This window comes from Amycolatopsis sp. NPDC047767 (assembly GCF_040704195.1).
Lineage (GTDB): Bacteria > Actinomycetota > Actinomycetes > Mycobacteriales > Pseudonocardiaceae > Amycolatopsis.
The window spans coordinates 60,763-73,125 of record NZ_JBEYSJ010000037.1 but is presented as its reverse complement, the minus strand read 5'-3'; the positions used below and the strand labels follow the sequence as shown (position 1 = coordinate 73,125).

The window sequence follows — 12,363 nt, the reverse complement described above, 5'->3', positions numbered from 1 at the left end:
CCGGGAAACCGACCTGGCATCAGCGATCACGGCGGCAGGCGGGGAGGCGGCATGGCGGGCAGTGAACCCTCCGGGACCGCGCCCGCGAAGGCGGTGCTGCGCCGCGCGCGGGCGATCCTGCGGTCGTTCGACGCGAGCTCGTCCGCGCTCGGGATCAGCGAGCTCGCCCGCCGCAGCGGCCTGCCGAAGGCGACGGTGCACCGGCTCGTACAGGAGCTCGTCGAATGCGAGCTGCTGGAACGCGACGGGCACCGCTACCGCCTCGGCACATGGCTCTACGAACTCGGCCAGCGCGCGCCCGCGCACCGTTCGCTGCGCGTGGTCGCCGCGCCGTTCCTCGACGATCTGGCGCACGTCACGCAGGAGACCGTGCTGCTGGTCGTGCCCGGCCAGGGCGGGATGCTGTTCACCGAGAAGTACGTCGGCAGCCGGGGCCGAGGCCGCGTCGTCACGCAGCTCGACGGCCGCGTTCCCCCGCACTCGGCGGCTTCGGGCAAGGCGATTCTCGCGTTCGGGCCGCCCGAGCGCGTCGACGAACTCTGTGCCACGACCGGTCCCGAAACGCAGCCGCCGCTCGACGAGCCCCGGTTGCGGGCCGAGCTCGCCGAGATCCGCCGCCGCGGCTACGCCGTGTCGCACATCGAGCCGGCTCCTGGCTACGGCGCCATCGCGGCCCCGGTCTGGTCCGACGCGACGGTGGTCGCGGCACTGAGCATCGTGGCCCCGGGCGACCGGCTGGACATCGGCCGGTTCTCCGCGGCGCTGCGGCTCGCCTGCACCGCCCTGACCCGCCGGCTCCGCGGCGCCCAGGCACAAGCGTTCCGCTGACTGGACCGTTGCCCTTCTGCCCGCCGTGGCGCCGGAGCACCATGGCCGCTCCCCATCGGGACGCGCGCCGTCCCGGCACCCGAGGAGGACCAATGGCGGACTCTCTTCACCCACGGCGGCAGTCGATGCGCCGCGTCGTGCTGGCGGGCCTGGTCGGCAATGCCCTGGAGTGGTACGACTTCTTCCTCTACGGCACCGCCGCCGCGATCGTGTTCAACAAGCTGTTCTTCCCGGCCGTGGACCCGATCGCCGGCACGATCGCCGCGTTCGGCACCTACGCGCTCGGCTTCGCCGCGCGGCCCATCGGCGGCATCGTCTTCGGCCACTTCGGCGACCGCATCGGCCGGCGCGCGATGCTCGTGACGACCCTGACGGTGATGGGCCTCACGACGGCGCTGGTCGGCGTGCTGCCGACGTACCAGCAGATCGGCCTGTGGGCCCCGATCCTGCTGACCGTGCTGCGGATCGTCCAGGGCATCGCGGTCGGCGGCGAGTGGGGTGGCGGTGTGCTGCTGATCAGCGAGAACGCCGATCCGAAACGGCGCGGCATGCAGAGCGCGCTGGGCCAGAGCGGCGTCAGCATCGGGTTCGTGCTCAGCGCCGCGGTGTTCGCGCTGCTGAGCGGGACCACGAGCGCGGAGGCGTTCCAGTCGTGGGGCTGGCGGATCCCGTTCCTCGTCGGGGTCGTGCTCATGGTCGTCGGGCTGGTGATCCGGATGAACGTGCTGGAGACGCAGTCGTTCGCCCGGGTTCAGCGGCGCCACGAGACCGAGCGGTTCCCCGTGCTCGCCGCGATCCGCAAGCACCCGCGCGCCGTCGTGGTGTCCTTCGGCGCCCGCCTCGCGGAGAACGGCGGCAGCTACATCTTCCTGGTCTTCGTGCTCACCTACGCGGGCCAGATCGGCATTCCGCAGTGGGTGACGCTGGTCGGGGTGATCCTCGGCGAACTGCTCGAAGCGATCGCGATGCCGTTGTGGGGAGCCCTGACCGACCGGGTGGGCCGCCGGCCGGTGTACCTCGGCGGCGCGATCGCGATGATCGTGTGGGCCGCCCCGTTCTTCGCGCTGCTGCACACCCGGGAGACCTGGCTGGTGTGGCTGGCCATCGTGGTGGCCAACGCCGCGTGCCACGGCGCGATGATCGGCGCGCAGGCGAGCTTCTTCAGCGAGCTGTTCGGGAGCGGCGTGCGCTACAGCGGGGTCGCGCTCGGCCACGAGCTCGCGTCGGTCCTCGCCGGCGGCCTGTCGCCGCTCATCGCGACGGTGCTCCTCGCGTGGAGCGGTTCGTGGTGGCCGGTCGCCGCCTACCTCGGGTTGCTGGGGCTGCTGACGGTCGCCGCGCTCGCGTGGGCGCCGGAAACGCGGGCCCGCGACCTGGACGCCATCGGGCAACCCGAGCCCGCGCGGTCGAGTGAGCTCGCCCGATGACCGCCGCCGTCGTCGCCGCGTACGAACACCCCTACACCCGCCACGCGGGTCCGGGGACGACCACCGAGCAGGTGCTCACCGCCGCGTTCCACGGGGTCCTGCGCGAAGCCGCTCTGCAGCCGGACGATGTCGACGGGCTCGGCGTCGCCAGCTTCACCCTCGCGCCCGACCACGCGATCGACCTGGCGTGGCGGCTCGGGCTGCGGCTGCGCTGGCTCATGGAAGACCCGCACGGCGGCGCGAGCGGGCTCAACCTCCTGCAGCACGCGGTGCGGGCGGTCGAGGCAGGGGATGCCCGGACGGTGGTCCTGGTCGCGGGCGACCACCTCGACCGCGCGGCGTTCCGCGCACTGGTCGCGAACTACAACCGCGCCACCGCGGAAACCCTGACGCCCCTGGGCCTTTCGGGGCCGAACGCGCTGTTCGCCATGCTCACCCAGCGGCACATGCGGGCCACGGGCCTGACGGAGAAGGACTACGCGCAGGTGCCGATCTCGCAGCGGTCGTGGGCCGGCCGCAACCCCGGCGCCGTCTACCGCGCGCCGCTCGGGCTCGACGAGTACCTGGCGGCGCCCGTCGTCGCTCCGCCGCTGCGCCGCTACGACTGCGTGCCGGTGGTTACGGGCGCCGACGCCGTGGTCGTCACCGCCGCCGGACGGGGCGCCCGGGCCGAGGTGCGCGCGTTCGGGGCGAGCCACAACCACGACGGACAGCAGGGCGACGGGCTGCACACCGGCCACCACCTGATCGCCGACCGGCTGTGGGCGGACGCGGGGCTCGGGCCGGCCGACGTCGGCCTCGCCTGCGTCTACGACGACTACCCGGTGATGGCCCTGGCGCAACTGCAGGACCTCGGGCTCGCACCCGATCCGGGCCGGCTGCTGCACGAGCGGCTCGCCGTCGACCACTGGCCGCTGAACCCGTCGGGGGGCCAGCTCTCGGCCGGACAGGCGGGAGCCGCCGCCGGGCTGCACGGGCTCGTCGAGGCCGTGCGGCAGCTGCTCGGCCGTGCGGGCGAGCGGCAGGTGCCAGCCCGGCACGCGCTCGTGACCGGCTACGGGATGGTCCTGCACCGCTACGGCGCCTGCGCCAACGCCACGATCCTGGAGGGGAAACGATGACGGAAACGCCGACCGCACGGGTCGAGCAGGTGACCGAGGCGAACGGCGTCCGGGTGGCGACGTTGCGCACCAGCGCCGGGGCCGTGGTCGTCGGCCGGCTCGAGGGCGAAGAGGAACCGGGTGCCGAGGTCCGCATGACGGCGGCACCGGAAGGCCCCGGCACGGCGTGGGTGCCGGCGGCCCACCGGCTGCCGGACCGCTCGGAGTCGCTGCGGGCGCTGTGGCCCGGCGCGTGCACCGTGCCGAAGCTGCTGACCCGGCAGGCCGAGCTGTACGGGGACCGGCCGCTGGTCGTCTGCGGCGAGGTCACGTGGACCTACCGGGACACCGCGGACCGCGCCGCGCGGGCGGCGGGGATGCTCCAGCGCCGCGGGGTCGTGGCCGGGGACCGGGTCGCGCTGCTGTGCGGGAACCGGTTGGAGCTGCTGGAAATCGTGCTCGGCTGCGCGTGGCTCGGGGCGATCGCCGTACCGCTGAACACCGCCCTGCGAGGCGCGGGCCTGCGGCACACGCTGGCCGACTCCGGCGCGCGCGTGCTCGTCGCCGAGCCGCACCTCGTCACCGCGCTGGAGCATCTCGACGTACCCGAGACGCTGGCGCAGGTCTGGGTGCTCGACGGCCCGGACCACCCCGCGCTCGCCGACGCCGTGCCGCCGGTCGACGCCGCGCCCGGCGACACGCTGGCCATTCTGTACACCTCCGGCACCACGGGCCTGCCCAAGGGCGTGTGCTGCCCGCACGCCCAGTTCTTCTGGTTCGGCGTCGGGGTCGGCGAATGCCTGGAGCTCGGCGCGGACGACGTGCTCTACACGTGCCTGCCGCTGTTCCACATCAACGCGCTCACCGCGTTCTTCCAGGCCCTGCTGACCGGGGCGCGGATCGTGTTCGGCGCGAAGTTCTCCGTGTCGCGCTACTGGGCCGAGGCGGCCGCGTGCGGGGCGACGGTGACCTACGTCCTCGGCGCCATGGTGCAGATGCTCCTGGCCGCCCCCGAGTCCGAAGTGGACAGCCGGCACCGGGTGCGGATCGCCCTGGCACCGGCGACCCCGCCCGTGTCCCACGAGCGGTTCCACGCGCGTTTCGGCGTGCGGCTGATCGAGGGCTACGCGTCGACCGAGACCAACATGATGGTCGGCGCCCACGTGTCGGCCCAGCGGCCGGGCTGGATGGGCGTGGTGCTGCCGGACTACGAGGCGCGCGTGGTCGACGCCGCCGGGCTCGACGTCCCCGACGGCGAGGCGGGGGAGCTGCTGTGCCGCTCACGCCTGCCGTACGCCTTCGCCACCGGCTACTTCGGCAACCCCGCCGCGACCGCCGCGTCCTGGCACGACCTCTGGTTCCACACGGGCGACCGCGTGGTGCGCGACGGCACCGGCCGGCTGCGGTTCGTCGACCGCGTGAAGGACAGCATCCGCCGCCGGGGCGAGAACATCTCGTCGCTGGAGGTCGAGCAGGTCCTGGGCGAACACCCCGCCGTCGCGGCCGTCGCGGCGTTCGCCGTGCCGTCGGAGCTGGCCGAGGACGAGGTGATGGCCGCGGTCGTGACCCGCGCGGAGGTGACGCCGCTGCAGCTCGTCCAGTGGTGCGAACCACGGCTGTCGTACTTCGCGATCCCGCGGTACGTCGACCTCGTGGACTCGCTGCCCCTGACCGAGAACGGCAAGGTGCGCAAAGCCGCCCTGCGCGCCCGCGGAGTCACCGACGGCACGTGGGACCGCGAGGCGGCGGGCTACCGGCTCCGGCGGTGAACCGCGCGTCTCGTCCGGAGGTATGAGGTGGCCGCCGAGGTTCGTTCGCGCGGTCGATCTTCGCCGGGGCCGGTTCCGGGAGTCTCGACGCATCGGCACACGAAGGAGAACCCGATGCTGAAGACGGACTTCATCCCCGAGACACAGCAGCTGCCGCAGGGCCGGATCACCGGGCTGCCGGCGTGGTACTTCGCGCTCGTGGGTCTGCTCGCGGCGAGCGGGGACCTCACCGTGCAGTTCCAGGACCGGTACCCGTGGGTGGCGCTGCTGCCGCTCGTCGTGGTGGCGGTCCACCTGGTGCTGTGGTCCACGATGCTGGCGCGGCGCCGGCAGCTGCTGCGCGCGGTGTGGCGCCGCAAGCAGGCGATGGGCCTGGTGGCGACGCTGTTCGTGGCGCGGCTGCTGGTGCAGCTCGCCCTGACGCGGCTGACCGACAGCGTCGCGCCGCTGCACAGCTACACCCACCTGATCCTCGGCCTGGTCATGCTCGTGGTGACGACCGTGGGGGCCTGGTTCGACCAGTGGCTGGTGCTGCGCGTGGTGAACAAGGACCGCGCGTGAACCGTCAGCGGCGGCGCTTCGCGTCCCGGAGCACGCGCTGGGCGGCGAGCCGGCCGGACGTCGCGTTGGTGCCGGCGCCTGGCCAGGTCGCCGCGCCCGTGAGGTAGAGGCCGTCGACGGCGGTGCGGTAGCCGTGGTGGCCCCAGCCGAGCGGGCGGAACAGGAAGTTCTGCGGCAGGTGGTGGCTGCCGCCGGCGCTGTCGCCGCCGACGAGGTTCGGGTTGGCCGCTTCCAGGTCCTGGGGCGTGTGCACGGCGTACCTCGCGATCCGGGCCGACGCGCCCGGTGCGTACCGCTCGAGCTTCGCGAGCACGCGTTCGGCCATCGGCTCGGCCGCTTCGGGCCAGGTCGTCGCGCTGATCGTGCCGGCCGCGTCGCCGCGGATCATCGACGGCACGGTGCGGACCTGCAGCCACGCGACGTGCTTTCCGGCCGGCGCCCGCGTCGGGTCGACGGCCGTGGTCTGGCCGACGACCAGCAGCGGGTCGGCAGGCAGGAGGCCGGCCTGGGCCTCGGTGTAGGTCCGGGCGAGGTCGTCGACGTAGGGCGCGGCGTGGACGTAACCGAACTCGGCGAGGTCTTCGCCGGCGGCCCAGGGGAGAGGGCCGTCGAGGGCGAGGTGGAGCATGAGCGTGGCGGGGCCGTAGGTGAAGTTCCCCGCCTTGTGCCGGAGGTCTTCGGGGACGTCGTCGAGCAGCTTCCCGTACAACGCCCGTGGCCCCACGTTGGCCACGACCGCGCGCCGTGCCCGCAACCGCGTGCCGTCCGCCGTCCGCACGCCGACGGCCCGGCCGTTCTCGCGCACCACGCCGTCGACTTCGAGTCCTGTGTGGACTTCGCCGCCGTGCTCGACCAGCAGCGCGGCGAGCGCTTCCGGGAGCCGCCGCGCTCCGCCTTCGACGACGGACATGCCGTTGTCGAGGTCGGCGAACAGCTCCAGCAGCGGGAACATCGCGCCCCCGCTCACGTCCGGCGCGAAGTCGAGGTGCAGGCCCCAGCACGCGGCCATCGCCTGGGCTTCGCGGGTCGCGAACCAGGTTTCGCCGAGTTCGCGGGTGCTCATCAGCAGTGTCCGGGCCAGGTCGAGCGCACCGCTGACCCCTTGCTTGCGGACCAGCCGCGCGATCTCCAGGACGGCGGCTTTCGACGGCAGCGCCGAGCCGTAGAGCGCGAACAGGTGCGGCGCGAACCGCTGGTACACCGCGTACAGGCGCGCGAACCCGTCGGCGTCCGCCGGCGAATGCGCGGCGAGGCCTTCGAGCGTCGTCGCGTGGTCGTGGTGGACGCGCAGGCTCCGCCCGCCGGGGAAGACGTTGGCGTAGGGCCGGCGCGTGACCCGGAACTTCAGGCCGAGCCGCGTGAGGTCGGCGCCGAAGTCGGCGTACGCGGCGGAACCGAGGAACAGGTTCTGGTTCGTCGAGTACAGGTCGTGCTCGAACCCCGGCAGCGTCACCTCCCCGCTCGCGATCGCCCCGCCCACGCTGCCGTTGCGCTCCACGACGGCCACGGACCACCCGGCCTTCGCGAGGTACAGCGCCGCGACGAGTCCGTTGTGCCCACCGCCGATGACGATCGCGTCGTAGGTGCTCAACGGTCCGGCTCCGTTCCGAAGACCTCCGCGGTGTGCTCCCCGACCGACGGCGCGGGGCTCGGGTCGGCACGCGTGCCGTCGACGACGAGGGGGGACTTCGGTGCCAGGTGCGGGCCGACGCCAGGCTGGTCGAGGGGCGCGAAGAGATCGTCGTCCGCCAGCGCCGGGTCGCGGCCGATCTCGGCGAAGGTGCGGTAGCGCTGCCACAGGACGCGGTGGGCGTCGAGGGCCTTGGCGGCGTCGGCGTACGGCGTGGTGGCGAACCAGCGGGCGAGCAGCGCCGAGATCAGGTCGCGGTGTTCGAAGCGGGCCGCTTCGCCGGAGAAGTCGATCGCGAGGGACTCGCTCAGCGCGGCAAAGGCGGCGGTGAGGCCCGTGGCGGCCAGCAGCTTCGTCCAGTGGCGTTCGGTCAGGACGACGACCACGACCGCCACCCCGTCGGCCGTGGTGAAGTCACGGCCGTAGGTGCCGTGGATGTCGTTGCCGGACTTGGTGCGCTCGTGGTCGGTGACCTGGGCTTCGGCGAGGTAACCGAGGTTGCCCGCGGTGGCGAGGGCGACGTCCTCCAGCGCGACGCGCAACGACGCGCCCCGGCCGGTCCGCAGGCGGCGGCGCTCGGCGGCGAGCAGGCCCGTCGCCAGGTACAGGCCGGCGGCGAGGTCCCACGCGGGCAGGACGTGGTTCACCGGCCCGGGCACGTCGGCCGGGCCGGTGACGAGCGGGAACCCCGTGGCCGCCTGGACGGTGTAGTCCACGGCGGCGCCGCCGTCGGAGCGGCCTTCCAGCAGCGCGTGGATCACGTCGGGACGCCGGGCGGACAGCGCGGCGTGCGTGAGCTCGGGATGCCGGTCGGTGTTGGTGACGACCACGCACGGTCCACCGTGGACGATCAGCTCGGCCAGCCGCTGCCGGTCCACTTCGGACGCGAAGTCCACTGTGATCGCGCGTTTTCCCTTGTTGAGCCCGGTCCAGTACAGGCTCGTGCCCGAGCCGGCCAGCGGCCAGCGCGTGCGGTCGGGCGCGCCGCCCGGCGGCTCGACGCGCACGACGTCGGCGCCCAGCTGGGCCAGGGTCATGCCGCACAGGGGAGTGGCGACGTAGCTGGAGATCTCGACCACCCGCAGTCCGTCGAGCAGCGCCTCAGGCATCCGCACCGCCCCGGCCGGTGAAGTCGGGCTTGCGGCGTTCCCGGTGCGACGCCAGGCCTTCGCGCACCTCCGGCCCGGCGAACCCGTAGAACTCCAGCGCCAGCGAGGAGTCGAAGATCGCGCCCGCGATCTGCCGGTACCACGCGTTGAGGCTCTGCTTCGTCCACCGGATCGCGTTCGGCGCGCCGAGGGCCAGCTCTCGGGCCAGGTCGCGCGCGGTCGGCAGCAGCTCCGCCTCTTCGTCCACGCACAGCGAAACGGGGCCGATCCGCTCGGCCTCCTCGCCGGTCATCGGCCGGCAGGTCATCAGGTAGTACTTGGCTTTCGCCATCCCGCACAGCAGCGGCCAGCAGATCGCCGCGTGGTCCCCGGCCGCGACACCGAGCCGCGTGTGCCCGTCGACGATCTTCGCGGTCTTGGCGACCACCGACACGTCCGCGAGCACGCCGGCCACCAGGCCCGCGCCGACGGCCGGGCCGTGGATCGCCGAGACGATCGGCTTCGAGCAGTCGATGATGTTGTAGACGAGGTCCCGCGCCTCCCGCATCGTGCGCGAGCGGGCCTCGAAGTCGGTGGTCAGTTTCTCGACCAGGTCGAACGAGCCGCCGGCCGAGAACCCCTTGCCCTCGCCGCGCAGCAGCACCGCGTTCACCGCGGGATCGCGGTCGAACTCGCGCCAGATCTCGGCCAGGTCGCCGTGTGCGGCTTCGCTCACGGCGTTGAGGTTCGGCCCGTCCAGCACCAGCTCGACCACGCCGTCCTCGTCCGGCCCGTCGACCCTCAGGTGCTCGAAACGCGCGTACCGGCTCATGCCGCTCCCTCCGCTCGTGGGTGATCAGGGCTCAGTCTGCACCGTCGGCGCCCAGGAGCTCGGCCACGACGGCCGCGGTCGCGCGCAACACCGCCTTCCGGTGGCGCTTGAGCCGGGCGGCCGACGCATGGCCGCCGGGGGAGCGGATCTCCGGCGGGGTGAGGTTCCAGGACTGCGCGAGCGCGAGGGTGAGCATGAGGACGTCGATACCCTCCTCCTCGTCGACGCCGTGCTCGGCGGAGATCTCCGCGGCCTTGTCGACGTGGGCACGCACCTCCGCGGCCGACGCGTCGGGGCGCTCCAGCGCCTTCCACTGCATGAGCCGCATCACCGCCGGCTCGGCGACGAGGTAGTCGAACAAGGCGCCGACGTAGCCGGGCAGGTCGTCGGGCGTGAAGGGGACCAGGTCGGCGAGCACGCCCAGCCGGGCGTCGAGAACGGCGTCGAAGAGGGCGTTCTTGGAGCCGTAGTACGCGTAGATGGCCTGCTTGTTGGCCGAGGCGGCGGCCGCGATGCGGTCGACCCGGGCACCGGCGAGGCCGCGCTTGACGAACTCGTCGTGGGCCGCCTCCAGCAGGCGGGCGCGGGTGGCGTCCGAGTCGTACGTCATGGGGCCAGCGTAATAAACCAACTGGCTGGTTGACAATCGGCCGCGACCGTGGCTAGGTTTTAAACCATCCAGTTGGTTTAGTCTTGAACGCAGATTAAACCAACCAGTTGGAACTATCGAGGGGTACGCCATGGTCACCTGGTTCGAAGTGGTGTGGGGCCGGCTCGTGACGCTGGCCGACGAGATGCTGACGGTGCTGCGGCGCACCGCGTTCAGCACCGTCGTGTCCACCGGCAACGACCTCGGCTGCGAGATCATGGACGCCCGCGCCTGGTCCGTCGCCCACGCCGTGACCAGCAACCCGACGTTCAACCTCACCCTGCCGCACCTCACGGCGGCGCTGCTGGAGACGTTCCCCGCCGAAACGCTGCGCGAGGGCGACGTGCTGTTCACCAACGACCCGTGGATCGGCGCCGGGCACCTGCCGGACGTGGCCGTGGTGACGCCGTTCTTCAAGCGCGGCCGTGTGGTCGGGTTCGCGGGGTCCATCGCGCACGTGAGCGACATCGGCGGCCTGCTCAACCAGTCCGAGGCCCGCAGCGTCTACGAGGAGGGCGTGTACTTCCCGCCGCTGAAGCTGTACGACGCGGGTGTGCGCAACGACGCGGTGTTCTCCACGCTGCGGGGGAGTGTGCGCACGCCGGAGCTGGTGATCGGCGACATCAACGCGATCGTGACCGCGAACTCCGTGGCCGCCACCCACACCGTCGACCTGCTCGACGAGTACGGCCTCGACGACCTGCAGCAGCTGTCCGACGCCGTGCAGTCCCGCGCGGAGAAGGCGATGCGCGCGACCATCGAGTCCATTCCGGACGGCACCTACCCGTTCGAGCTGACGTTCGACGAGCTGGACGGCGAGCTGACGCTCGGGGTCGAGCTGGTCGTGTCCGGGAGTGACCTGCTGGTCGACTACGTGCGCGTGCCGCCGCAGCACCCCCACGGCGGGATCAACTCGACGCTGACGTTCACGACCGCGCGCACCACGTACGCGCTGAACTGCCTGCTGACCCCGCAGATCCCGAGCAACCAGGGCCTGTTCCGCCCGGTGCGGGTGCAGGCGCCGTCCGGCTCGGTGCTCAACCCCGTGCACCCGGCGTCGGTGAACGACCGGACCAAGGTCGGCTGGCACGTCATCCCGCTGGTGCAGGGCGCGCTCGCGGGCGTGCTGCCCGAGCGGATCCCGGCGGCGGGCGAGTTCAAGAGCAGCCTGCGGCTCATCGGCACCGGTGCGCACGACGTCGCCGTCAGCTCGCTCGCCTTCACCGGCGGCGGCTTGGGCGCGGGCCACGGCGGCGACGGGGTCGACGCGATCTGCTACCCGACGAGCTCGTCGAGCATCCCGGTCGAGATCTACGAAACCACCACCGGGGCGCGGATCGGGCGGAAGGAACTGGCACCGGGGACGGCCGGCGCGGGCCGGTTCCGGGGCGGGCACGGGCAGGTGGTCACGCTGCGGCCGCCGCGGGCGGGCAGCGGGCTCACCCTGGCGGCCGGGTGTCACCAGCAGAGCCACCCGCCGTTCGGCCTCGCGGGCGGCCTCGCGGCCCAGCCGACCGAGGCACGGATCGACGGCATTGCCGTGCCGGTGTCCGAGACCTCGGCCCGGCTGGGGGCGCTGCCGTTCGACGCCGGTGCACCCACGGTCACCCTCCGCACGGCCGGCGGCGGTGGGCACGGGTCCCCTGTGGACCGTCCGGTCGAGGCGGTGCTGCGCGACGTGCGGGACGAGCTGCTCTCCGTGGAGGAGGCACTCGACGTGTACGGCGTGACGGTGGACCTGGAGGCGCTCACCGCGACCCGGCGCCCGAGCCCGGGCGGGAGCGAGATTCCCTGACGGGGTAACGGGAATTCCCGCACCGGCCGATGTGGACGGTGCGGGAATCCCGCGTTCTCCGGGCAGGTGGAAGGGCGTCGCCGACCTCGTGGACCGGCGACGCCCGGTCGGCGCGGCTTGGCTGGGACCGCGAGCCGCGCCTGAAATTCGACTACCCCTTCCGCCGCCGGTGAAACTTTGGCGTGCGCTGCCGTCTTCGCCGGTCCTGCTTACACTCGGACAGGTGACGGAGCACTCCGGCGAGACCCGCGACGAGAAGCTCGGGCGGAATGTGAACGAGCTCCTCCAGGAGCTGCGCGTGGCCCAGGCCGGGGTGCAGATCCTCTTCGGGTTCCTGCTTTCGGTGGTGTTCACGTCCCTGTTCCGCGAGGCGAGCGGGTTCGAGAAGGGCCTGCACATGGCGGCCGTCGTGCTCGCGGTGGCGGCGACGGCGTTGCTGACCGCGCCCGCGGCCTGGCACCGGCTGCTGTTCCGGACGGGCAGCCGCGAGCACATCGTGGCCGTGGGCAACCGCGTGGTGGTCGCCGGGCTGGCGTGCCTGGCGCTGGCCATCACGGTGACGGTCGCGCTCATCGCGAAGGTCGTCTACGGTGCGGCGGCGATGTTCGGCGTGGCCGGCTTCGCGTTCTTGCTGTTCGTCGTCTTCTGGGGTGTCATGCCGCGTTCGCTCAAACGCGGGTGAGC

Annotated in this window: 11 protein-coding genes; 7 read left to right on the top strand and 4 right to left on the bottom strand. The window is 72.8% G+C overall.

What is annotated here, in order from left to right; translation table 11 throughout:
• Positions 1–51: 51 nt before the first annotated feature.
• The 5 genes from AB0878_RS41185 (at position 52) to AB0878_RS41165 (ending at position 5,685) form a co-directional block, all read left to right on the top strand.
• Positions 52–828: an IclR family transcriptional regulator gene (locus tag AB0878_RS41185; protein WP_366587090.1), complete on the top strand. Its 777-nt coding sequence runs from the start codon at positions 52–54 to the stop codon at positions 826–828.
• A 92-nt stretch (positions 829–920) separates the two neighbouring features.
• Positions 921–2,255 carry an MFS transporter gene (locus AB0878_RS41180; protein ID WP_366587087.1) on the top strand — a complete coding sequence of 445 codons (1,335 nt, stop codon included), beginning with the start codon at positions 921–923 and terminating at the stop codon, positions 2,253–2,255.
• The gene (locus tag AB0878_RS41175; RefSeq protein ID WP_366587085.1) at positions 2,252–3,376 is read left to right on the top strand and encodes a thiolase family protein; all 1,125 of its coding nucleotides are present in this window, start codon (positions 2,252–2,254) and stop codon (positions 3,374–3,376) included. The genes AB0878_RS41180 and AB0878_RS41175 overlap by 4 nt, the downstream gene beginning before the upstream one ends.
• Positions 3,373–5,124, top strand: coding sequence for an ATP-dependent acyl-CoA ligase (locus tag AB0878_RS41170; protein WP_366587083.1), 1,752 nt, complete (start codon positions 3,373–3,375; stop codon positions 5,122–5,124). Before AB0878_RS41175 ends, AB0878_RS41170 begins: the two co-directional genes overlap by 4 nt.
• Positions 5,125–5,238: 114 nt before the next feature.
• Entirely contained in the window at positions 5,239–5,685 is a 447-nt protein-coding gene (locus tag AB0878_RS41165) for a hypothetical protein (protein WP_366587081.1), read from the top strand.
• A gap of 4 nt (positions 5,686–5,689) precedes the next feature.
• Here AB0878_RS41165 and AB0878_RS41160 read toward each other — a convergent pair whose 3' ends face one another.
• The 4 genes from AB0878_RS41160 to AB0878_RS41145 are packed head-to-tail and all read right to left on the bottom strand — an operon-like array spanning position 5,690 to position 9,845.
• Complete coding sequence (locus AB0878_RS41160) at positions 5,690–7,276, bottom strand: NAD(P)/FAD-dependent oxidoreductase (protein ID WP_366587077.1); 1,587 nt, start codon at positions 7,274–7,276, stop codon at positions 5,690–5,692.
• Positions 7,273–8,424, bottom strand: coding sequence for a CoA transferase (locus AB0878_RS41155; protein WP_366587074.1), 1,152 nt, complete (start codon positions 8,422–8,424; stop codon positions 7,273–7,275). Before AB0878_RS41155 ends, AB0878_RS41160 begins: the two co-directional genes overlap by 4 nt.
• Positions 8,417–9,235 carry an enoyl-CoA hydratase/isomerase family protein gene (locus tag AB0878_RS41150; RefSeq protein WP_366587072.1) on the bottom strand — a complete coding sequence of 273 codons (819 nt, stop codon included), beginning with the start codon at positions 9,233–9,235 and terminating at the stop codon, positions 8,417–8,419. Before AB0878_RS41150 ends, AB0878_RS41155 begins: the two co-directional genes overlap by 8 nt.
• Positions 9,236–9,266: 31 nt before the next feature.
• The gene (locus AB0878_RS41145; RefSeq protein WP_366587069.1) at positions 9,267–9,845 is read right to left on the bottom strand and encodes a TetR family transcriptional regulator; all 579 of its coding nucleotides are present in this window, start codon (positions 9,843–9,845) and stop codon (positions 9,267–9,269) included.
• Positions 9,846–9,975: 130 nt separating this feature from the next.
• Here AB0878_RS41145 and AB0878_RS41140 point away from each other — a divergent pair, with 130 nt between their 5' ends.
• Both AB0878_RS41140 and AB0878_RS41135 read left to right on the top strand, forming a co-directional pair.
• Positions 9,976–11,679 carry a hydantoinase B/oxoprolinase family protein gene (locus AB0878_RS41140; protein WP_366587066.1) on the top strand — a complete coding sequence of 568 codons (1,704 nt, stop codon included), beginning with the start codon at positions 9,976–9,978 and terminating at the stop codon, positions 11,677–11,679.
• A 223-nt stretch (positions 11,680–11,902) separates the two neighbouring features.
• Complete coding sequence (locus tag AB0878_RS41135; RefSeq protein ID WP_366587063.1) at positions 11,903–12,361, top strand: DUF6328 family protein; 459 nt, start codon at positions 11,903–11,905, stop codon at positions 12,359–12,361.
• Positions 12,362–12,363 lie beyond the last annotated feature (2 nt).

What these genes read in the sequence shown, in the direction of transcription:
- AB0878_RS41185 (WP_366587090.1), top strand. Translation starts at nt 52, where the DNA reads ATGGCGGGCAGTGAACCCTCCGGGACCGCGCCCGCGAAGGCGGTGCTG.
- AB0878_RS41180 (WP_366587087.1), top strand. Translation starts at nt 921, where the DNA reads ATGGCGGACTCTCTTCACCCACGGCGGCAGTCGATGCGCCGCGTCGTG.
- AB0878_RS41175 (WP_366587085.1), top strand. Translation starts at nt 2,252, where the DNA reads ATGACCGCCGCCGTCGTCGCCGCGTACGAACACCCCTACACCCGCCAC.
- AB0878_RS41170 (WP_366587083.1), top strand. Translation starts at nt 3,373, where the DNA reads ATGACGGAAACGCCGACCGCACGGGTCGAGCAGGTGACCGAGGCGAAC.
- AB0878_RS41165 (WP_366587081.1), top strand. Translation starts at nt 5,239, where the DNA reads ATGCTGAAGACGGACTTCATCCCCGAGACACAGCAGCTGCCGCAGGGC.
- AB0878_RS41155 (WP_366587074.1), bottom strand. Translation starts at nt 8,424, where the DNA reads ATGCCTGAGGCGCTGCTCGACGGACTGCGGGTGGTCGAGATCTCCAGC.
- AB0878_RS41150 (WP_366587072.1), bottom strand. Translation starts at nt 9,235, where the DNA reads ATGAGCCGGTACGCGCGTTTCGAGCACCTGAGGGTCGACGGGCCGGAC.
- AB0878_RS41145 (WP_366587069.1), bottom strand. Translation starts at nt 9,845, where the DNA reads ATGACGTACGACTCGGACGCCACCCGCGCCCGCCTGCTGGAGGCGGCC.
- AB0878_RS41140 (WP_366587066.1), top strand. Translation starts at nt 9,976, where the DNA reads ATGGTCACCTGGTTCGAAGTGGTGTGGGGCCGGCTCGTGACGCTGGCC.